21 protein-coding genes are annotated in these 21333 nt (G+C 49.1%); 11 read left to right on the top strand and 10 right to left on the bottom strand.

Annotated features, from left to right (window positions below):
* Positions 1 to 33: 33 nt before the first annotated feature.
* Both QFZ81_RS33225 and QFZ81_RS33220 read right to left on the bottom strand, forming a co-directional pair.
* Positions 34 to 477: a PepSY-associated TM helix domain-containing protein gene (locus QFZ81_RS33225; RefSeq protein ID WP_483874673.1), complete on the bottom strand. Its 444-nt coding sequence runs from the start codon at positions 475 to 477 to the stop codon at positions 34 to 36.
* Between the two features lie 185 nt (positions 478 to 662).
* On the bottom strand, positions 663 to 2147 hold the full coding sequence (locus QFZ81_RS33220) for a DHA2 family efflux MFS transporter permease subunit (RefSeq protein WP_307606108.1): 1485 nt from the start codon (positions 2145 to 2147) through the stop codon (positions 663 to 665).
* Between the two features lie 118 nt (positions 2148 to 2265).
* Between QFZ81_RS33220 and QFZ81_RS33215 the strand changes: the two genes are divergently transcribed.
* The gene (locus QFZ81_RS33215; protein ID WP_307437373.1) at positions 2266 to 2805 is read left to right on the top strand and encodes a PadR family transcriptional regulator; all 540 of its coding nucleotides are present in this window, start codon (positions 2266 to 2268) and stop codon (positions 2803 to 2805) included.
* A gap of 100 nt (positions 2806 to 2905) precedes the next feature.
* On the top strand, positions 2906 to 3544 hold the full coding sequence (locus QFZ81_RS33210) for a DUF2306 domain-containing protein (protein ID WP_307437376.1): 639 nt from the start codon (positions 2906 to 2908) through the stop codon (positions 3542 to 3544).
* Here QFZ81_RS33210 and QFZ81_RS33205 read toward each other — a convergent pair.
* From QFZ81_RS33205 to QFZ81_RS33195, 3 genes are read right to left on the bottom strand one after another with little or no spacing between them, the layout of a single operon-like run.
* Positions 3498 to 3947 carry a dihydrofolate reductase gene (locus QFZ81_RS33205; RefSeq protein ID WP_307606106.1) on the bottom strand — a complete coding sequence of 150 codons (450 nt, stop codon included), beginning with the start codon at positions 3945 to 3947 and terminating at the stop codon, positions 3498 to 3500. The two genes, QFZ81_RS33210 and QFZ81_RS33205, sit on opposite strands and share 47 nt — an antisense overlap.
* Positions 3948 to 3986: 39 nt before the next feature.
* The gene (locus tag QFZ81_RS33200) at positions 3987 to 4514 is read right to left on the bottom strand and encodes a DEAD/DEAH box helicase family protein (RefSeq protein WP_307606103.1); all 528 of its coding nucleotides are present in this window, start codon (positions 4512 to 4514) and stop codon (positions 3987 to 3989) included.
* A 21-nt stretch (positions 4515 to 4535) separates the two neighbouring features.
* The gene (locus QFZ81_RS33195; protein WP_307606101.1) at positions 4536 to 5021 is read right to left on the bottom strand and encodes a hypothetical protein; all 486 of its coding nucleotides are present in this window, start codon (positions 5019 to 5021) and stop codon (positions 4536 to 4538) included.
* 163 nt (positions 5022 to 5184) lie between these two features.
* On the opposite strand from QFZ81_RS33195, the gene QFZ81_RS33190 reads away from it, so the two are divergent.
* From QFZ81_RS33190 to QFZ81_RS33180, 3 genes are all read left to right on the top strand, one after another.
* Positions 5185 to 6777 carry an MDR family MFS transporter gene (locus QFZ81_RS33190; RefSeq protein ID WP_307606099.1) on the top strand — a complete coding sequence of 531 codons (1593 nt, stop codon included), beginning with the start codon at positions 5185 to 5187 and terminating at the stop codon, positions 6775 to 6777.
* Positions 6778 to 6844: 67 nt separating this feature from the next.
* Positions 6845 to 7522 (top strand): response regulator transcription factor, encoded by a 678-nt coding sequence (locus tag QFZ81_RS33185; RefSeq protein WP_307606097.1) that lies wholly within the window; start codon positions 6845 to 6847, stop codon positions 7520 to 7522.
* Positions 7519 to 8604: a sensor histidine kinase gene (locus QFZ81_RS33180; protein WP_307606095.1), complete on the top strand. Its 1086-nt coding sequence runs from the start codon at positions 7519 to 7521 to the stop codon at positions 8602 to 8604. The genes QFZ81_RS33185 and QFZ81_RS33180 overlap by 4 nt, the downstream gene beginning before the upstream one ends.
* Before the next feature lie 823 nt (positions 8605 to 9427).
* Here QFZ81_RS33180 and QFZ81_RS33175 read toward each other — a convergent pair.
* From QFZ81_RS33175 to QFZ81_RS33160, 4 genes are all read right to left on the bottom strand, one after another.
* Positions 9428 to 9814 (bottom strand): MmcQ/YjbR family DNA-binding protein, encoded by a 387-nt coding sequence (locus QFZ81_RS33175; RefSeq protein ID WP_307606093.1) that lies wholly within the window; start codon positions 9812 to 9814, stop codon positions 9428 to 9430.
* A gap of 21 nt (positions 9815 to 9835) precedes the next feature.
* On the bottom strand, positions 9836 to 10219 hold the full coding sequence (locus tag QFZ81_RS33170; RefSeq protein ID WP_307437404.1) for a DUF2500 domain-containing protein: 384 nt from the start codon (positions 10217 to 10219) through the stop codon (positions 9836 to 9838).
* A gap of 37 nt (positions 10220 to 10256) precedes the next feature.
* On the bottom strand, positions 10257 to 10694 hold the full coding sequence (locus tag QFZ81_RS33165; RefSeq protein ID WP_307606091.1) for a GNAT family N-acetyltransferase: 438 nt from the start codon (positions 10692 to 10694) through the stop codon (positions 10257 to 10259).
* Positions 10695 to 10887: 193 nt separating this feature from the next.
* On the bottom strand, positions 10888 to 11964 hold the full coding sequence (locus QFZ81_RS33160; protein ID WP_307606089.1) for a M42 family metallopeptidase: 1077 nt from the start codon (positions 11962 to 11964) through the stop codon (positions 10888 to 10890).
* 157 nt (positions 11965 to 12121) lie between these two features.
* Here QFZ81_RS33160 and QFZ81_RS33155 point away from each other — a divergent pair, with 157 nt between their 5' ends.
* Together QFZ81_RS33155 and QFZ81_RS33150 are read left to right on the top strand one after the other, a co-directional pair.
* Positions 12122 to 12847, top strand: a complete 726-nt coding sequence (locus QFZ81_RS33155; RefSeq protein WP_307606087.1) for an MBL fold metallo-hydrolase — start codon at positions 12122 to 12124, stop codon at positions 12845 to 12847.
* A gap of 21 nt (positions 12848 to 12868) precedes the next feature.
* Positions 12869 to 13438 carry a TetR/AcrR family transcriptional regulator gene (locus QFZ81_RS33150; RefSeq protein WP_307606085.1) on the top strand — a complete coding sequence of 190 codons (570 nt, stop codon included), beginning with the start codon at positions 12869 to 12871 and terminating at the stop codon, positions 13436 to 13438.
* A 365-nt stretch (positions 13439 to 13803) separates the two neighbouring features.
* On the opposite strand, the gene QFZ81_RS33145 is transcribed toward QFZ81_RS33150, so the two are convergent.
* Entirely contained in the window at positions 13804 to 14523 is a 720-nt protein-coding gene (locus QFZ81_RS33145) for a DNA-3-methyladenine glycosylase family protein (RefSeq protein ID WP_307437418.1), read from the bottom strand.
* A gap of 166 nt (positions 14524 to 14689) precedes the next feature.
* Between QFZ81_RS33145 and QFZ81_RS33140 the strand changes: the two genes are divergently transcribed.
* The 4 genes from QFZ81_RS33140 to QFZ81_RS33125 all read left to right on the top strand — a co-directional run bounded on the left by QFZ81_RS33140 (position 14690) and on the right by QFZ81_RS33125 (position 20904).
* A complete protein-coding gene (locus QFZ81_RS33140) occupies positions 14690 to 16699 on the top strand; it encodes a GTP-binding protein (RefSeq protein WP_307606084.1) in 2010 nt (669 codons plus the stop codon).
* Between the two features lie 232 nt (positions 16700 to 16931).
* Positions 16932 to 17489 (top strand): glycerol-3-phosphate responsive antiterminator, encoded by a 558-nt coding sequence (locus QFZ81_RS33135; protein ID WP_307437424.1) that lies wholly within the window; start codon positions 16932 to 16934, stop codon positions 17487 to 17489.
* A gap of 24 nt (positions 17490 to 17513) precedes the next feature.
* Complete coding sequence (glpK, locus tag QFZ81_RS33130) at positions 17514 to 19025, top strand: glycerol kinase GlpK (RefSeq protein ID WP_307606082.1); 1512 nt, start codon at positions 17514 to 17516, stop codon at positions 19023 to 19025.
* Positions 19026 to 19158: 133 nt separating this feature from the next.
* A complete protein-coding gene (locus QFZ81_RS33125) occupies positions 19159 to 20904 on the top strand; it encodes a glycerol-3-phosphate dehydrogenase/oxidase (RefSeq protein WP_373463743.1) in 1746 nt (581 codons plus the stop codon).
* Positions 20905 to 21333 lie beyond the last annotated feature (429 nt).

Here is a 21333-nt window from a genome sequence, read left to right as displayed (position 1 = left end):
TTTTTATCGAAATGTACAAAATGATACGATATCTTAGGCTTCTAAAGGTCGGCGTTTTTTCCTTTGAATTCCTTGTGCACGAAGCGTCTTGATCGATAAAATAATGCCCGTAATCGTCAGGAAAATCATACTAATCGCCGCTAAATCGACAAGCCATTTCACATTCGAATTCCCGATTCTCCCCTCATGAAGTCCCTTGATGATACCTGTCAGACTGTTTGCTCCTTCCTGACCGGGGCCAGGGCCGTTAAATGCAGGTCTATTTCCCTGCATAGCTCCGGCTGTTCCTTGATCGCCCGCGGCAGAAGGAGTCATCGAAGTAGAGGATTGAGACATAGCCCCAGGAGGTCGCATCTCTGCTCCACCTGAGCCTGTCAGCCACTTCTCGGATAAGAGAAGTCCCGTAATCGATTGGATCAAAATAAAAACCGAGCAAATCAGGCCAATCCATAAATGTAGTTGACGTGTTCTTTTCATGTGAAACCCACCTTTTCCAAATTTGTTGGTATAGGTGTAGTATAGAGGCTTATCCTGAAAAGAATCTGAGACCTAGCTGAGGGATTGCTGAGTGTAATAAACGCAAAAAAACCTACTGATGCATGTTGCATACAGTAGGTTTTTTCAATATGTTACTAGGCTGCCTATGTCGGCCGCTGCCCTTCTTATTCAGCTGGTTTGGGTTGAACAACGGCGGGAGTCGGAGCAGCAGTAGATTTCTCCGCAGGCGCAGTCTGCTTGCCAATAAACAAGCTGAGCGGCAGCGCGGCTAGCACGATGAATGTGGCTAGCAAGTAGACATCATTCACACTCATTGTGAAGGACTGCATCCCGATCTGTACCTTATCCTTCAAACCGCTGCTGGCCAATTCCTTGGCATGCGTGGCTGTTTGGGTTGAAAGGACAGAAGTAAACAAGGCAATAGCAAAGGAGCCGAACACATTGCGTACCCAGTTGCTAATTGAAGTCGCATGACCGGACAACGTTCTCGGAATTTGCTCCATCCCAGCATTACTCGATGGCATGGTGGCAAAGGCGATCCCAAGGTTCCGAACGATCATCCAGAACACGATATAACCGCGAGATACATCGACACTTAGCCAGCTGAGCGTTAATGTTCCTATAGCGATTAAGGAAATACCGATGAATATGAGAATACGCGGACCTACAATACTATATAGTTTGCCCACAATTGGCATGCTTAATGCCATCACAAGTGAGGCAGGGAGCAGGATTAAGCCCGTATCAAGCGGTGTCACGTGCTGAATATTTTGCAGAAAAATAGGAGTCAAAAAAGTGCCTGAGTATAAACTAATCGTAACAATACTAGAAATAATTAGTGTTAGTGTATAACGTGAATTAGATAATACGCGAATATTCAGCAGCGGTGTTTCTACGCGGAGCTCTCTCCAGATGAAGAGCAGAAGCACAAGAATACCGAGCGCGAACAAGCCAATAACTTTACCTGACGTCCATCCCCAAGCATGACCTTGAGAGAATGCAACGAGTAAGGAAAGACTGCTTACGATGACCGTTAATAAGCCAAGTAAATCAAACTTTTTCGGTACAGAGAGACGATAGTAAGGAATCAATTTAAATACGAGAAGAATGGCAATGATACCGACAGGCACGTTCATGAGGAACAACCAGTGCCAGCTCCAATTTTGCAATAGCCAACCGGCCAAGGTAGGCCCAATAGCAGGAGCCATCATGGCAGACAAGGACCAAAGGGAAATCGCAATCGGCTGTTTATCCCGCGGTATCACTTGGTACACAATGGTCATGGTCGCCGGCATGATGAGTCCGCTGAAGGCGCCTTGCGCAATGCGGAAGGCAATGAGAGAAGGAGCGTCCCAAGCGACTGCACATAAAAAGGAAAACACCGTAAAGCCAGCGAGTGCCGTAGCATATAGAAGTTTATAGCTGAACCGCTCACCCAAATAGCCTGTAATTGGGGCGATCGTACCGCTAGCGAGCATGAAGCCTGTAATCGTCCATTGGATTTTGCTTAAATCGCTCTGGAAATGTTCACTTAAAATCGGTATCGCAATATTAATTGTACTCATACTCAGGATCGCAACGAACGACCCGAAGAAAATGGCTATCATGATCGGCCAAAAACGAACCTGCTTTAACTCATCTTTACTCAAAGTAATGCCTCCACTCTATCCATTGATCTTATCCGTAGTATTCTCTATAATTTGAATGAAAATTATCATACTACCAAATGAATGTATATGTCAATAATGACATAACAAAGGAGTGGCTATGAATACCCTTTCATATGGCTTACTAAGCCTTTTAACCAGAAATTCCCGAACTGGCTATGAACTTATGCAGCATATTCAACCTTTTTGGCAAGCTAAGCATAGCCAAATATACCCACTCCTTGCTCAATTAGAGCAGAAGGGGTACGTTGAATTTGTGCATGTTCCACAATCGGATAAACCGGATAAAAAAGTGTATTCCCTAACGGATAATGGCAGGGAAGCGCTCCGACAATGGATTGCGCAGCCTACAGATGAGCCCATAGTAAGGGATGAGTTGGCACTGAAGGTATTCTGCATTGGCCTTGTAGACAAGAAACAAGCACGGAAAATGCTTCATGAGCGTGAGGTATACTACCAGAAGAAGAAAGAGCGGTTTACACAATCTTATGAACGAGTTAAACAGGATAGTGCTAAACCGCTCGAGGAACTGGAGATCCATGATCCGTTATTCGGGCTCTATGTGCTGATCCAGAAAGCAACGATGAAAGTAGACGCAGACTTGGTCTGGTGCGAATGGATGAAGTCGAAGCTGAAATAAATGTAACGAGTTTATATTTATTTAAGGATTAATTTAGAAGGGTTTTAGACCGGGGAGGTAAGATAGCAGAAGAAGTGATGAACATAAACGGGGGCTGTATATGAGTAAAAAGCTAGGGATTTTCTTTGTAATCATCATCGTAGGCGTGGCGATTGCCGCGATATTTCCCTACGTCACCTTGAATCCGGCCGACAGCCGAGTAAAGCTGAATACGGCATTTTCCCTACACTATACCGTACTTGTTCTACATATTGGATTCGCGTTCGTTGCGCTCGTTAGCGGTTTATTTCAATTTCATAAGCGCTTCCGCACCAACTATCCGGCATGGCATAGAGCTTTGGGGCGCGTGTATGTCATCAGCGTTATGCTAGGCGGTCTCTTGGGACTCGTTATGACCTTGTATATCGAAAGCTTTACGAAGGCCATGGCATTTCTAGCACTGAGTCTACTTTGGCTACTTACAACATGGAAAGGCTTCCGATACGCTTTAAAAAGGCAATTTGATGAGCACCGTGTATGGATGATTCGCAGCTACGCCATTACGCTCGTCGCCACATCGGCAAGGCTGATTGTACCGATCTGTATTTTGCTGTATATCGCAAAGATGGGGTTCCATCTTCCCGCAGGCGGTCGTGAGCAAGTGGTCGCTGACATTTTAGAAATAAACATCTGGATCGGTTTACTTATCAATCTCATTGTTGTGGAATGGTTCCTATTAAAACCTCAGAAAGGTAAGTAGATGCATCCTTTTCGAATTCAGGGAAATAAATATTACCTTCGATTTCTTGCTCAACAACCGTAAGATACAATTTGTCGGCTGAGGGCAGCGCTTCTTTATAAATTTCTCCACCGCCAGCGATGAAAATCTCTTCTTCATCTTTTAACAGCTGATACGCTTCATCTAATGATGTAACAGTTATACAATTCGTATCCGTAATTTGCTGAGTTCTCGAAATGATAACGGTCTTCCTTTGAGGTAAAGGCTTGCCAATGGACTCATACGTTTTTCTCCCCATAATAATGGATTTTCCGAGAGTCAGCTCCTTGAAACGCTTTTGCTCACCTGGTATGTGCCATGGAATAACCTCATCCATCCCTATCACGCCGTTGATTGATGCTGCTGCTATTAATGAAACGACCACTGAGATAACCCCCATTTTTGAGTTCGCGTAGGTAAGATGTTATTTGGATATTTTCTTTAAAATAAGGCGAATGATATCTCCCGTTTCCAATTCATCCGTCATAATATGATCCTCAAAAACAGGGTCCTTTAAGGCGGCTACACACTTGTCCACTTGCTGAAATTGCCATCCCCCCGGCTCATCACCACGTTTGGTTAAACGTCTATGTAGTGTTTCCGCGGAAGCGCTGAGGCAGAAATGAAAGACATCCTTGTCTATATCCTTGAATCCATCATAAATATAGTCGAAATTTTGGCGTTTATAAATCGTCATCGGCACGATGAGAAGCTTGTTGTACGTCGATTTCAACTCAGCAGCAGTCTTGACCGTGAGAACCCTCCACAGCTCCATATCTTGAAAATCATCCGTTCGCTCATGAACGAGTCGATCATCTACATTAACTAGTTTTCTAAGCATATAACCGATTTCTTCCGGGTCAAAAATCATGCTGTTTGGGACGAAGGGAAGAAGCCCATTGGCGGCTGACGTCTTACCTGCTCCGAAAGCTCCATTAATCATGATAATCATGGTATCCCTCCTAATTTTAGATCAACCGCCAACCTCTTGAATGACCGTTTGGATCTTTTGGAGCCGGATATACTCGGACTTTTCCAGCTGAGGCCGGAAGTAGGCGTACAGATAGGCGGCGTCATGGAATTCCAGACCGGGGTAGCAAACAACCTCTTGTACCGCTTGAGGGTTGTCCATAATAACCTGCCACTCGCCTTTGCGGTCTGTTGGAGATATGGTAGATAAGACATGTTTTTTCGCTGCTAAAGTAGCTTTGAGTTCAGGCCAAATGCATTCCCACGAGGGGCTGAAGATAACCGGCTCAGGGAACAGGCTGCTTGCTTTGGCGATGGTCCTCTCAATGCCTTCGATGTCAGCATCCCCAGCTGTTTTGATCGCCTCCGTCATGCCATCTAGCAGTCGGCGAAACCCGGAGTATCCCTCGGAGAGGATTTCATTTTGAAACGCTTTTTCTGCTTCGTTGGTGGAAAGCGTTTTGAAATCTGCATATGAATGATTGGTCATATAGGTACGTACCCCCAAACAGTTCCTTTTCCCAAAATGTATCACAAAAATTTTTCCAATAAAAGCCTTTACATAATAAATTGCCCACTCTGGTTTAAATTCAGTTTATAAATGTCCCTTATGCTAATTTCATTCGAAGAAAATGGCAAAGGAGCGATTAGCAATGAGTAGTGAACCAAAGAAAGTAGCGTGGATTATAGTAGGACTAATGCTCGGAATGTTGTTGGGAGCCCTGGATCAGACGATCATCTCGACGGCGATGCCAACTGTCATTCGAGATCTGGGCGGGATTGCGATGTACAGCTGGGTGTTCTCCATCTACATGTTAACCTCGACGACGAGTATGCCCATCTTTGGGAAATTGGCGGATCTGTATGGTAGGAAGCGTATTTATCTCGTAGGGATTGGTATTTTCGTAATAGGCTCTGCGCTATGCGGGCTTGCGACGAACATGACGGAGCTAATCATCTACCGCGGTCTGCAGGGCATTGGCGCCGGTGCATTAATGCCGATAGCAATGACGATTATTGGCGATATTATGCCAGTAGAGAAACGTGGAAAAATGCAAGGTTTGTTCGGCGGTGTAATGGCTTTATCTAGCATTATCGGGCCAGCAATCGGCGGCTTTATCGTGGAACATTTGAACTGGAGCTGGATTTTCTATGTGAATCTTCCGTTTGGTATCGCAGCGATGGTGATTATCGGTTCAGCACTTAAAGAAAGCCGTACCACTGAGAAGCGTTCCATAGATTGGTTGGGTGCACTCACATTAAGCGGAGCTATTGTTTCAGGTTTGCTCGGTCTGGTTCTAGGGGGCGATCCCGAGGCAGTTGGAAGTCTCCATTATGCGTGGGGCTCTCCACAAATTATCGGTCTTTTCTCAGCGTGTGCCATTCTTCTGGGGCTGTTCCTCTGGGTTGAAACCAAAGCCAAAGAGCCAATGATCCCCCTGCATTTGTTCAAAAATAAAGTCATTTCCGTCACCAGCATGATTGCCGTTTTGATGAGCGTAGGCATGTTCGGTGCAATTACCTACATTCCTTTATTCGTGCAAGGCGTCATTGGCGTCAGCCCTTCGATTGCGGGATATATCCTGACGCCTCTTATGTTATCCGTTGTGGCAACAGCCATTATTGGCGGGAGGCTGTCGAGCAAAGTCTCCTATCGTACCTTAATAGGTACGGGGATGATCCTCATAGGTATCGGTTTCACCTTCATGTCGACCATGGATGCAGGTACTTCCAAGCTCTTCATTATCCTCTATATGATCGTGGCTGGGCTTGGTATGGGTCTTATTATGCCAACACTAAACATTGCAGTTCAAGGTGAAGTTGGAGCAACTAGTCGCGGTATCGTAACATCGCTCGTTCAGTTTTTCCGTTCCATCGGCGCAACAGTGGGGGTGAGCATCATGGGGGTCATGATGACGAATCGAATGGCAGATGGCCTTTCCGGTATGGGCGAAAAGTTCCGCCAAATCCCTGCGGAGCAGCTCAAACAATTCGCCAATCCACAGCTGCTGCTGGATGCGAATGCGCGAGCGAAGCTGCCTGCCGACATTTTGACAGAGCTGCAGCATGTGTTTGTTCATGGTTTGAGCGGCATATTCTTGGCAGGGAGTCTCATTGTTTTTGCCGGAGTCATTATCACCTTCTTCTTAGGTAAGGCAAGAATGCTGCCGCAAGAGACAAAGCCTACCGATAACGATGTAAGACCGAATAAAGACTCGATGCTGCAGCAATCTGAATTCGTCTAAACCCGTTTGCTGTTGTATGCTAGAAAGAATAGAGAAGAAGATTTCACCAAAGTGAGGCTAGATGCAAATGGCACCTATTATGATCGTAGATGATGATCCTTATATACGCGAGTTGGTCCGCGTCTTCATGCTCAAAGAAGGCTTCGATGTCATCGAAGCCTCTGACGGCGCAGATGCGCTCAAACAACTCGAAAGCGTCCAAGTCGACATGGTGATCATGGATATCATGATGCCGAATATGGACGGGTGGGAGCTGTGCAAAGAGCTGAGAGAGCATTACGATATCCCTCTGCTCATGCTAACCGCCAAAGGCGAAACCTCGCAGAAGGTCAAAGGCTTCGAGCTGGGCACCGACGATTACCTCGTTAAGCCATTCGAGCCTGTGGAACTGGCGATGCGAGTGAGGGCGCTGCTGAAGCGTTACAAAATTGCTTCTTCCCAAACGGTTCAGGTCGGAGACCTGAGCATGAACCGCAAAACCTACGAAGTAGCAGTAGGCTCTGAGAGCGTCACCTTACCGCTCAAAGAATTCGAGCTGCTCTATAAGTTGGCGAGCTACCCAGGCAAAACCTTCTCGCGTGACCAGTTGATCGAGCAGATTTGGGGCTTCGATTACGAAGGTAACGAACGCACCGTGGATGTGCACATTAATCGGCTTCGCGAGCGGTTTCCCGAGGAGCGGCACGCTTTTCGGATCGCAACAATCCGCGGATTAGGTTATCGGATGGAGGTGCTGCGAACATGAGGATGAAGAAACGAAAGAGGTTAGTGAAGAGCAAAATGACAAAAGCTCAGCGGGTACGTGGCTTTTTGTTTACTGTAAGCATTTTTGTGCTTATTATTCTTTATTGGTTGGCAGTCTTTTACGGGACAGAATGGCTATTTACGTCTATCAACAAGCGCCCTTCAGCTGTCGTTGTCCAATTGATTAATTCACTCGGCGGCATGTTTCTTTGGGGAATAACCATGGCCTTCCTGGGCAGGTTTTTCCGCAGTAAGCAAATGCTCTTCTTTCAAACGATGGTTCAGGCGATTCAAAGTATGTCTAGAGGGGATTTCAATGTGTCCGTCGATAATAATCCACATGGTGGTCCTTTCGTGGAGCTGGTGGATTCGATCAACAACATGGCCGTTGAATTAGGGCAGATAGAGAAAATGAGGCAGGAATTCATCTCCAACGTATCCCACGAAATACAGTCGCCTCTGACCTCGATTAGCGGCTTCTCCCGCGCTCTACAGAATGACCAGATTACGGCTGCGGAACGTAAACATTATCTAGAAATCATTGAAGCTGAGAGTACACGGCTATCTAAGCTTAGCGATAACTTACTGAAGCTATCATCGTTAGAATCGCAGCACCACCCATTTGAGCCGAAAAGTTACCGGCTGGATAAGCAAATACGCAATCATATTCTGACCTGCGAACCGCAGTGGGTAGATAAAGACATAGAGATGGATGTTGAACTAGAAGAGATTACGCTAATTGCTGACGAGGACCTGCTGAGCCAGGTATGGACCAATCTGATTCATAACGCAATCAAATTCACGCCAAATGGCGGAACGATCGGCGTTCATCTCATAAGCAGCAGGGACGAAGCGGTTATCCGAATTTCGAATAATGGGGCGGGCATTTCGGAGGAGGATCGAGCGCATATTTTTGAACGTTTTTATAAAGCAGATAAATCCAGAAATCGAATGTCTGGCGGCAATGGACTTGGCCTGTCTATCGTGAAGAAAATTACCGAAATGCATCAGGGAACTATTGCCGTAGTCAGTGCGCCGGAAGAGAAGACCACATTTACAGTTCGACTCCCGCTGCCAAAGTAAGGAGTGAACGCAAATAGAGACCCCCGCTTATCTATGATAACCGGAGGTCCCTAAGGATCACTAATGGTATTCAATTGTACCTACACAACTCCAATCAATCAACTAACGTTGCAAATTACGACTTTACTTACGAACGGATCCTTTCCTCGAATAAACGCTATTCACATTTACCGTGTTGGATTCCCACATGCCCGATGAACGTAGACCGTTCCCGCACCTTTTCTTCCGTCGTTTGAAGTAAAAGTGGGCATGTTTCGCTAACGTGGTCCATTGGACTATCCCCTTCCCTAAGTTGAGAATATCCTGGCTCCTATCGGGGTGCCGTACCGTCTGTGCGGCTTGTCCTTCAAGTGGGCCTGCTCTTACTATAGCCCATTATTAAAATATTGTAAATATTCAGATTATTCGATAAAATCCAATTTTTGCCGACAAATTTAGGTTATTCATGGAATTCCTTCCGTATACTTTGTTTTTAAGCGAAATCCTTATTTCTTGTTTATGACCGCTAAGTGAACCGGTAAATCCAGGGCGGAACTAACTTTGTGAGCGTGGATGTCGTGATGGGACTGCTCGAACACCATTTGATGTAAAACATGCAGTTAATTTCGCTGGTTTTCACGCTCTACCAAGCTGTCTTTCATAACCTTTTCTTCCAACCGCAGCACGATCCAACTGACGCCATTCCTATCGACTCGGCTCTCTAATGTGAACTCTCCTGCTTGTAAGCGTGTTCTTCATCGTTAAAGTAGAGATGCAGCTCAATATCATTACTTTAACGATGAAAAACATCGTTATACTGGCGAAAAACCGCCCAAACATGCAGCTATTTCCGAGTTGCTTGCAGCTGGTTGAGGAGCTTTTTCGGAGCTGTCCGGGCATATCCTTCCATTATCAGGTCTTCGATTTCCGTCCAAGGAACCTTGTCTGTATCTAGAATTGATACCCAGCCATGCTGTCCAATGTAGGCCGTTTTGTGGTAGGGTGTATCCTCTTGTTGAAGGAGGAACTCTTGTGTTGTCAGGTTCGTTTTAATGGCAGTAGATGGTTGACCATCCGTCTCGCCCATCATCACGAAGGGTTTATCTTTCACACGGAAGGTGATATGACCAAAGCCATCCACCTTTTCTTCAGCTTCCGGCAGTTCCATGCAGAAAGCCCTAACTTTGGCAACCAATTCTAAGCCCTTAATGCTCACAAACTGATGTGTCATATGAAGTACTCCTTCTGAATTTTATAATAGAGGACGAAAGAATTCCTTGAACCTTGTGCCCTGATACGTTAGTGTTCCCTGGTCACCCTCTACGATATAACCAAACTGTTCCCGTCCCACCCATAACTCAAGCCTGCTACGGTCTTCAAATTCAAAGGTGGCATAATAACTAGTACTTGTACTTGAATCTCCAGAGCCACCGCTGACATGCATTCTTTTGGCTACGACCTTACTGTTCCGGCTTTGGATGGGAGAGGCATTATTGGATGACCATGTCCTAAGTGATTTGATAATCAAAATGATAAAAGTGCCAATGACGAGAACGAATACACTCGTAAAGATAATTAGAAAAAGATTTCCGCCACTTCCACCAGGAAAAGGCCCCATGTTAAACCCAGATGACATGTTTTTCACTCCTTAGCGCAAGCATATTCCCGATTTTCTAGAGAAATCGTTTAACGAATCGGTAACCCGTTTCATGAAAGCTTAATGGCTCCTTGGCGGCCCGTGACTCGTCGTTCTTCTCTGAGCCGGTAATCCACCACATACCGGAGCAAGCGTGTTTGCTGGTTAGCTGCTCGGCATAGCTTTTTAATTTATCTGCGGCTGCTTGTCGGCTCATCGTTTCATCCACAGAAATAACGGAGATTTCACTGAATTTCAAAATCATATCGGCACCATGGCGAATGCGAAAGCCTAATGTACCGAGAATTTGATTCTTCTCCTCATATACATAGAGTGATTCGTCCGGGTTCTCACGTATAAAATGCAGCCTATTTTCAATGTGTAAAGGTGAAATGGCCTTGCCGGTACGCTCTGAAACAAAGCTGCTAATTTGTTTGGTATCTTGGGATGTAGCCTCACGAATGGTATACGTCATAGTCGTCCTTCTTTCTATAATCCAATGATTCTGCTAATTATACCATATATTGGAACATGGGTTCTATATTTGTCTCCCATCTACAGAAGAAAGTAGCGATGAATCAAAACAAAAAAGCAGTTGAGCAAGAAATACATTCTGCTCAACTGCTTTTTCTGCTAAATCTTATTGGAAAGCTTTAAAAAGAATGCGATTACGCTTGAGCGTGGATCGTATTCAATGTTGTGCGATCGCTCGCTTGCACGAGCTTGATCAGAAGTTCCTTCGCGGCGGCATAGTCATCTACGTGAAGAATGGACGCAGATGTATGAATGTAGCGCGCGCAGACTCCGATGACGGCAGAGGGAATGCCGCTGCCTTGCACGTGCACCTGTCCGGCGTCTGTCCCGCCCGCCGAGATGAAGTACTGATACGGAATCTTATGCGTCTCCGCCGTATCGAGAATGAACTCGACCATCCCACGGTGGGTAATCATCGTGGGATCAAAAATACGCAGCAGCGCACCGCGCCCTAGCTGCCCAAAAGCATTGTGGTCGCCGGTCATATCCCCGGCGGCGCTGGCATCCAGCGCGTAGAACAAGTCCGGCTGAATGAGGTTCGCAGCCGTGCGTCCGCCGCGCACGCCAACCTCTTCCTGTACGGTTGCACCGGCGTACAGGATATTCGGGAGCTTCGGCCCGCCGTGAAGCTCCTTCATCAGTTCAATCGCCAGGCCGACGCCGTAGCGATTGTCCCAAGCCTTGGCCATAATCCGCTTCGGATTGGCCAGGGGTGTGAATGGGCAGATGGGAACAATCTGCTGCCCGAGACGAACGCCGATGCGCTGCGCATCGGCTTTATCTTCAGCGCCGATGTCTACATACATCGTCTTGATGTCTGCAGGCTTGCTGCGTGCCGCTTCGTCCAGCAAATGCACGGGCACCGAGCCGATCACGCCGATGATCGGCCCTTGATCCGTCATAATCTGCACGCGCTGCGCGGGCAGTACTTGACTGAACCAGCCGCCTAGCGGCTGGAACTTGATCGTGCCATGCTCCGTGATGCCGCTCACAATGAAGCCGACCTCATCGAAATGGCCGGCCACCATGATCTTAGGGCCTGTTTCGTCTCCGCGCAGAATACCGAACAAGCTGCCGAGTCCATCCTGAACGAACTCGTCTGTATATTTCTCCAATTCACCGCGAACATACTTGCGGATTTCACGTTCAAAACCGGGCGCTGCTTGCATTTCCGTCAGCGTCCGAAAAAGCTCTAACGTTTCTGTATTCATGTGGGGTTCCTCACTTTATCGAAATAGGCTTTGGTGCAAATATGAGATCTATTTTACCATAATGGAGAAAAAAATGGATTTAAGGTAATTTCCCTCTTTACAAAACTAATGTCATTAGTTATTATACTAATATAAATAGTAAACGGGAGGCGTTATTATGAAAATGACACGTATTGGTTCTTTGTATCAACTGGCTTTTATGCCGAGATTTTTTCCGGTGAATTGTTATTTGGTGGAGGAAGAGAATGAATTAACGCTTATTGATGCGGCGCTGCCGTTCAGTGTCAAAGGCATTCTTCAAGCAGCAGAACAAATTGGAAAGCCGATCACTCGCATCGTCCTTACACATGCACATGGAGACCATATTGGGGCACTTGACGGTTTGAAAAAGGCGCTGCCGAATGTTAAGGTCTATATCTCAAGAAGAGATGCCAAGCTGCTGACGGGCAGTAAAGAATTAGAAGTTGGCGAACCAAATTCGCCGATTAAGGGAGATGTTCCTAAGTCTGTACAAACGAAGCCGGATGTACTGCTGGAGGATGGCGACCTTGTAGGATCGCTGCAAGTTGTATCAGCTCCTGGGCATACTCCAGGGATGATGGCTTTCCTAGATGTGCGCAGTCGAGCATTGATTGCTGGGGATTCTTTTCAAGTTCGTGGCGGTGCAGCGGTCTCGGGTGTTATGAAATTCTGGTTTCCGTTCCCAGCGATGGCGACGTGGAATAAAGAAGTGTCGTTGGAGAGCGCACGCAAGCTGAGACAGCTAGAGCCAAGCCTTCTAGCCGTCGGACACGGACGGATGATTGAGCAGCCGATCCCGACCATGGATCGCATTTTGGAAGAAGCGGCTAAAAAGTTTCATACAGATGCAGCAGCAATTTAGAGACAGAGAAGAGGAACTATCGTGGCATACAGACAGGGGTTAGACGCAGAGACTGTGCTCCAAGCAGCTATTGAAATGGCTGATTTACAAGGTGTTGAGCAGCTGACACTAGCCGCATTAGCTGCTAAATTGAACGTAAAAACACCGTCACTATATAATCATATTAAAGGCTTGCCAGACCTCAGAAAGCAGCTTTCCCGTCGCGGCCTCGTACTCATTAAAGAGGCGATGGTCGAGGCTGTTATTGGCAAAGCTGAAGATGACGCGCTGCTGGCGGCAGGCTTCGCTTACGTCATATTCGCTAGGAAACAGCCGGGATTATACGAGGCGATCTCCTCATTGCCTGACTACGAGGATCCTGAGTTGAAAGAGGCAGGCAGCCAAGTTGTGCTTTTCTTGCTGCGCATTTTAGAGCCATATGGACTCAGTGAAGAAGATGCGCTGCACGTGGTACGCGGATTTCGGAGCATGGTGCATGGCTTTGCCTCCCTCGAGCATAGAAACGGCTTCCGGATGGAGCTGGAAAGAGACGAGAGCCTGCGGCGTTTGCTTAAAACGTATTTAAGAGGATTACGAATAGCAGTTAATTGAGAAAAAGCGCGAGGAGCCGTTGTGGCTTCTTGCGCTTTTCTGATTGTATGTTTTGGAATGGGGGATAAGCGAGGCTTCCCTCATTCACATTACTCATTCAATCGGCAACCTCAAATAAGCATATCTGACGATGGATTCCGACTTAAGACAATTAATCTAGAACAAGATTGGAGGAATGAATCGACGGTCATGGGACTAGCATATCTATGTTGTAAAACGTTCAACTGAACTTGATTCAACGATAGGGAGATTACCGACGGTACCCGCCGCTTTCTTCTTCAACAACCTACTGCCTTGACTAAAGGATCGAGAATATTAGTGGTGGCGAAATAAACGCGCTAGTCCAAAAGGACGACCTCAGTCGGTTATCCCTGCTCCAAGTTGGGTTTCGTACAAGCTTCCACCTGCAGGCCTGAATCCACAAACCCCATATCAATCGCTCGCCATAAGTATAACGAGGCAAAGCTGCGATAAGGCGCCCAGTTCGGAGCGATTTCACCTAAGTAGTTACCGTCCTTCCGATCGGCAAGGGTATGCAGCCATTTGGCCGCACGTTGGAGGCCGGCATCGCCAATAGACATGACATCGGGTCTGCCTAATGTGAAAATGAGGAACATTTCCGCTGTCCAGGCGCCGATACCTTTGACACTTGTGAGCTGTTTGAGCAGCTCTGTGTTATCTAAATCTTGCAGATTATCGAGTGTCACCTCGCCGGATACCACCTTTGTGCTAAGGTCCCGGATGTAGCGGATTTTGGGATAGGAGACCCCGCATTGTCTGATGGCTTCCTCTTCCACAGCGAGCACAAGCTCAGGCGTGACGTCCGGTATAACGAGCTTCACTCTGGCTTTAATCGTTGCAGCCGCTTTTGCAGAGAGTTGTTGGGAAATAATCGACATCACGAGCGACTCAAAGGGCTTGTAGCTGGGTGTGAGTGTAAGATCACCGATCAGTTCAATGAGACTTGCTAGCTTGCTGTCTGCTTGGGACAAGGCCGTTATCGCAGGATGCATTTTATTCAATAGTATTGTAGTTACCTCAGGTTGGATAGACTGGCTTGACTCCTCAAATTCCGTAGTTTTCATGGCGAAAAAACCTCCTTAGGCTCAGTATTTCCATCATAATGGTTAACAGGCTATGAGGCCTAGTAAAATTTGTAAAAAGTTTATTGGTGACAGGGATGCTTATCCAATCGTACGCACTTTAGTATAATGAAAGTATGTATAGTGATAGAAAGGAATTCGAGCTCTGATGAGGGATGATAATCAAGCAATATCCAGAAGAAATGTGGGCATTTTTGCGCACGTGGATGCGGGTAAGACGACGACGACAGAGCATATTCTTTATCATAGCGGGCGAATTCGTGCGCTGGGTAGTGTAGATAACGGGACTGCGCAGACGGATTCTATGGATGTGGAAAGAGAGCGGGGGATTTCGGTTCGCAGCGCGACGACCTCTTTTTCATGGAAGGATACGTTGATTAACCTTGTAGATACGCCAGGTCACGTCGATTTCTTGTCGGAAGTGGAGCGTTCACTTCGGGTAATGGACGGGGCAATTCTTATTGTTTCTGCGGTAGAAGGCGTGCAGTCACAGACGGAAATGATCTGGCACACGCTGCAATCCCTCAAGATACCAACTTTGCTGTATATGAATAAAATGGACCGCGTCGGCGCGGATCCCGAGCGCGTGCTGCGCGACATTCACAAGCAGCTCACGGAGATGGCGGTGCCGATCTATGCACCGCTTGGTCGAGAGGACACGTTCCGCGGTGCGGTGAACGTGTTGGTGGATGATGCGGCGGATGCGGTCGCCGCGGATGAGGTGCGCGGATTCGACTTGGCATCCGCGGTGGAGAAGCTATCGGAGCTCGACGAGCGGATGCTCACGAGCTACATCGAAGGCGCGCCCGTCGAGGCGCGCGAGGTGAAGGCAACCCTGCAGCGGTATGCGCGGCAGGGGGCGGCTTTTCCTTTGCTGGTGGGCGCCTCCAGCAAGGGGCTCGGTATCAAGGAACTGATGGAAGCGATCCTTGATTATTTGCCTGGGCCGAGTGGCTCTGCGGAGCAGCCGCTTTCGGCCGTGGTGTTCAAGGTCGAACGGGACAAGACCATGGGGAGAATGGCGTACGTCCGCCTCTACGAGGGGGCGATCCGCAACCGGGACACCGTCGTCAATGTCACGCAGAGCGTGGAGGAGAAGGTGACACAGATTCGCAAAATCGACGGCCGTAAAGCCGAAGACATCGGGTTTGTTACGGCCGGCGACATTGCGGCCGTCTGCGGCTTGACGCAGGTACGGATCGGCGATGTGCTGGGCCGGGCAGATAGCGTGCCTCCTGCGCCGCAGATGGCGGTTCCGCTCTTGACTGTGCAGGTTCACGCCGAGGGTGAGGCGCAGTATCCGGCGCTCGTCGCAGCGCTGCAGGAGCTGACCGACGAGGATCCGCTGCTCGATCTGCAGTGGCTGCAGGAGGAGCGAGAGCTGCATGTGAAAGTCATGGGCGCGATCCAGCTCGAGATTCTCACGAGTCTCTTGAGCTCGCGCTTTGGTCTCCAAGTAAGGTTCGACCAACCTTCCGTGATTTACAAAGAAACGCCTTCGCAAGTGGGCGAAGGCTTCATTGCCTATACGATGCCCAAGCCGTGCTGGGCGATCTTACGCTTTCGCATCGAGCCTGGGGCGCCGGGCAGCGGGCTCGTGTATGAGTCGCTGGTACGGGGCGAGCATCTGCTCGTACAGTACCAGAACGAGGTGGCGCGCCGCGTGCCGGAGGCGCTCCAGCAAGGGCTGCTCGGTTGGGAAGTCACCGACTTGAGGGTGACGCTTATAGAGGGCGAGCACCACGTGTGGCACACTCACCCGCTCGACTTCGCTGTCGCTGCGCCGATGGGCATCATGCAAGGCCTTGCGCAGACGGGCACGACGCTGCTCGAACCGATGCTGCAGGTTCGCATCACCGTGCCTGAAGAGTTCGGAGGCAAGGTACTTAGTGACCTTGTGCAGATGAGAGCGGTTTTTGATCCGCCGCAAATTACAGGAGGCAGATTCGTAGTCGAAGGTCGTCTGCCTGTCGCTACGTCACTGGAATATCCAGTGAAGCTGAGTGCAATGTCAGGTGGACGAGGTGTAATAACATCCTCTTTTGCAGGCTATCAGCCAAGTCCTCCGGACGTTCATGCGGAGCGTAAGCGGCGTGGAGTCAATCCGCTCGATCAGTCGAAGTATATTTTAGCTGTGCGTAAGGCATTGTCGACCTAAGTTAGCTGGATGATCATTGTCATTGACATGATGTACTCGCCTCAGTACAATGAAGGTAAGTTAATAACATGTGACGGAGAACAGGAGACTCACTTGGATTGCCCATTGAATATCATTGGCAATACTTGGTGAGTTTTTTTGCTGTCATTTCCGCTCATTCTGGACTTGTTGCTTGCAGGCAAACTGTGTCCAAGGCACAGATGTTCATTTTAAAGAAACGGGGGCGATGGTAATGTCTTTGCAAGAGCAGTGCATTTTACCAGCCATTCGCAAAATGAGAGACCTAGAAAAGCTATTTAAGTCTAATTATACGTATATTGTTCTGTTGGATTGTCATATTGGGCAGTTGAAAAGCATCGTGGATCTGGGCAAAGCAAACGGAAAGAAGCTGCTGCTGCACGCTGATTTAATAGAAGGGCTCAAAAACGACGATTATGCGGCGGAATTTCTGTGTCAAAGTATTCGTCCTGCCGGTATCATTTCGACGCGGGGGAATGTGATTATGAAGACGAAACAGAATGGCTTGATCGCCATTCAGCGGCTTTTTCTCCTGGACAGCAGTGCCTTGGATAAAAGCTACACGCTTTTGGAGAGGACCAAACCCGATTTCATTGAGGTGCTTCCCGGTATTATTCCGCATATTATCACGGAAGTGAAGGAGCGTTCGGGCATTCCTATTTTTGCAGGAGGACTCATTCGTACAGTGGAGGATGTGGAGCTTGCGCTAGGAGCTGGAGCAACGGCAGTGACTACGTCGAATACGGAGCTGTGGCAGCACTATCATCAATGATCCTGAACATTTGGAGGCAAGGCAATGGCAATCACGGGGACAAAACCTTCTTATATCCTTTCCCTCGATCAGGGAACAACAAGCTCTAGAGCTATTTTATTTAATCAAAAAGGGAGTATTGTGCATGTAGCCCAGAAGGAATTTAAGCAGTATTTTCCGAAGCCGGGTTGGGTGGAGCATGATGCGAACGAAATTTGGCTGTCGATTCAGGGAGTCATGTCGGCGGTTTTATCGGAATCTGGGGTGCAGCCTGCAGAAATCGCGGGAATTGGCATCACCAACCAACGGGAAACAGCGGTTGTCTGGGATCGGCACACAGGGATGCCTGTGTATCATGCGATTGTGTGGCAGTCGCGGCAGACGGCAGATATTTGTGAAGAGCTGAAGACGCAGGGGCTTAGCGACCTGTTTCGGAAGCGTACGGGACTGCTGATTGATGCGTATTTTTCAGGAACCAAAATCAAGTGGATTCTCGACCACGTTGACGGTGCCAGAGAGAAAGCGGAACGTGGGGATTTGCTTTTTGGCACGATGGATACGTGGCTGATCTGGAAGCTGACAGGCGGGAAAGTGCATGTGACGGACTATTCGAACGCTTCGCGTACGCTTATCTATAACATTCACGAGCTGAAGTGGGATGAGGAGCTTCTGGGGCATTTGGACATACCAGCTTCCATGCTGCCGGAAGTTCGCTCCTCTTCTGAGGTGTATGGATATACGCAGGAAAGCTTCTTTTTCGGTTCGGCGATTCCAATTGCGGGTGCTGCAGGGGATCAGCAGGCGGCTTTGTTCGGGCAAGCTTGTTTTGAAAAAGGGATGGCCAAAAATACGTATGGCACAGGCTGTTTTATGCTGATGAATACGGGCAATCACGCGATTCCATCGCGCAGCGGACTTTTGACCACCATTGCTTGGGGATTGAACGGGAAAGGGGTGGAGTACGCGTTGGAAGGCAGTATTTTCGTGGCAGGATCGGCGATTCAGTGGCTGCGGGACGGGCTGCGGATGATTAAATCTGCGAAGGATAGTGAAGAGTACGCGAAGCGCGTTGCTTCAACAGAGGGTGTGTATGTCGTACCAGCGTTTGTCGGACTAGGTACACCTTATTGGGACAGCGACGTTCGGGGCGCGGTATTCGGGCTTACTAGGGGGACGTCGAAGGAGCATTTCATTCGGGCAACGCTCGAATCACTCGCGTATCAGACCAAGGATGTGCTGCAAGCGATGGAGGATGATTCCGGCATTCAGCTCACGAAGCTGCGAGTGGATGGTGGTGCTGTGAAGAACGACTTTCTGATGCAGTTCCAGAGCGACATGCTGGGAGTTACGGTGGAACGTCCGATGATTAGTGAGACGACAGCGCTTGGTGCGGCTTTTCTGGCGGGTCTGGCTGTAGGTTTTTGGAAGGATCAAGCGGAGATTGCGGCGCAGTGGCAGGTGGATAAGGCTTTTGAGCGGGGAATGGAAGCTGAGCTTCAAGAGAAATTGTATGGCGGTTGGAAAAAAGCGGTAAATGCCGCAATGGCTTTTAAATAAGCGTGTGCAGTGATATACTAATAACAAGTTAATATTCGGTTGGAGACTAGGAGAAGCCACAGCGGCCTATACGTGTATACGTATTAGGTATGTTGTGGTTTTTTTATTTTATATCTGCGAAGGAGAGATTGGGATGACGAAGGAACTTAAGCAAACTAATGATAAAGGGCAACAACAGGGGTTTAATGCGCTGAAAAGAACAGAAATGCTGCAGGCCATGTCTGAGCAAACGCTTGATCTGATTGTAATTGGAGGGGGGATTACGGGAGCGGGCATTGCGCTGGATGCACAAAGCAGAGGGCTTCGCACCGCGTTGATTGATATGCAGGATTTCGCTGCGGGAACGTCGAGCCGTTCGACTAAGCTGGTTCATGGCGGGCTGCGCTATCTCAAACAGCTGGAGGTGAAGGTTGTTGCTGAGGTCGGTAAAGAGCGTGCAATTGTGTATGAAAATGGCCCGCATGTGACGACGCCGGAGTGGATGCTGCTGCCTTTCTATAAGGGGGGCACGTTCGGGAAGCTGTCCACCTCGCTGGGTCTGCGGGTTTATGATTTCTTGGCTGGTGTCAAAAGATCGGAGCGCCGCAAGATGTTTCGCCCAGAGGAAACCCTTGCTCATGAGCCTCTTTTGAAGAAGAAGGATCTTAAAGGCGGCGGTTACTATGTGGAATACCGCACAGATGATGCGCGTTTAACCATTGAAGTCATGAAAAAAGCTGTCGAGCTGGGGGCTCTGGCGGTGAATTACGCTAAGGTTGAAGAGCTGCTGGTGGAGAATGGCAAGCTGGTTGGTGTGCGTGTGGTGGACCAGATTGCTGGCGGTGGGGCTGGTGAGACATCTGGAAAGACGTCTGGAAAGACGGCATACTCGCTGTACGCAAGTAAGATTGTTAATGCGGCTGGGCCCTGGGTCGATACGCTGCGCGAGATGGACCGATCCAAGCACGGCAAAACGCTGCACCTGACCAAGGGGGTGCATCTGGTGTTCGATCAGAGCAAGTTCCCGCTGCGGCAGGCGATTTATTTTGATACGCCGGATGGGCGGATGGTGTTTGCCATTCCGCGGGACGGCAAAACCTACATCGGGACGACGGACACGAATTACAAAGGGGATATTGCCAATCCCCGTATTACCGAAGCGGATCGCGCCTATGTGCTGCGTGCCGCGAACGAGATGTTTCCGTCCCTCGGGTTGACGGAGGCTGACGTCGAATCGAGCTGGACCGGGCTGCGCCCTCTGATCCATCAAGAGGGCAAAGACCCTTCTGAGATTTCGCGACGCGACGAAATCTTCGTCTCGGACTCCGGCCTCATCTCGATGGCCGGGGGCAAGCTGACCGGCTACCGCAAAATGGCGGAGTCGGTCGTGGACAAGATCGCCGCGATGCTGCTGGCGGAGGGCAAGGTCTCGGCGGCGCTGCCGCCGAGCCGCACCCGGACGCTGCCGATCTCCGGCGGCGATGTGGGCGGCTCCGCGAAGCTGGCGCCGTTCTTGCGGGGCAAGGTCAGCCAAGGCCTGCGGCTGGGGCTGACCGAGGCAGAGGCTGCGCTGCTCGCGCACAGGTACGGCTCCAACGTGGACGCCGTATTCGAGCTGCTGGAGCAGCACCGGGCTGAGGCGGCGCAGCGGGGCATGCCCGCCGCCGTGCTCGCTGCGCTCGTGTACGCGATCGAGCGCGAGATGGTCGTGAAGCCGGCGGATTTCTTCATCCGCCGCACGGGCGCCCTCTTCTTCGACATCGCGTGGGCAAAGCAGTGGAAGGCGCCTGCGATCGCCTTCATGGCTGAGCGCTTCGGCTGGGACGAAGCGCAAACAGCAGCCTACACCGCTGAGCTGGAGCAGCTGCTCCATGAAGCGGTGAACCCGCTGGAGGCGTAAAGCTCCAGCGGCGCCAGCTATTTCAGCTGTTCAGCATTTCCAGCTATTGCTCCACAGCTACTTTTCACGCAAATAGCTCACTGGTTGCTCCATGAGAAGGTCCATGCCCACCAATGGGCATGGACGAGTAATGCTGCATTTCGTACAACAATTTGGAGAAATTCTGGCCAATTAGGTGAATTGTTGCAAAAAATTAAAACAATTTGGCCACTTTCCGGCATAACGTCCGAGAAGGACCTCTCAGTTGCTGAGTGAAAGCAAGTTATCGGGGTTTGCAGCCTGAGAAGGCAGAAAAGGCTGTCTCGGAGGCTCGAATGTAGCGAAAGAGGCGCGAGACGTCAGAAAAAGACCTCTCCGGAATACAACTTTGTAGGCTAAGATAGAGCGGACGAGGATGTATTATTATATAGAACGACGGTTAGTCAGTGA

It is taken from the genome of Paenibacillus sp. V4I9 (assembly GCF_030817295.1).
Lineage (GTDB): Bacteria > Bacillota > Bacilli > Paenibacillales > NBRC-103111 > Paenibacillus_E.
The sequence above is the reverse complement of the archived record's forward strand: the minus strand, read 5'-3'. Positions and strand labels throughout refer to the sequence as shown.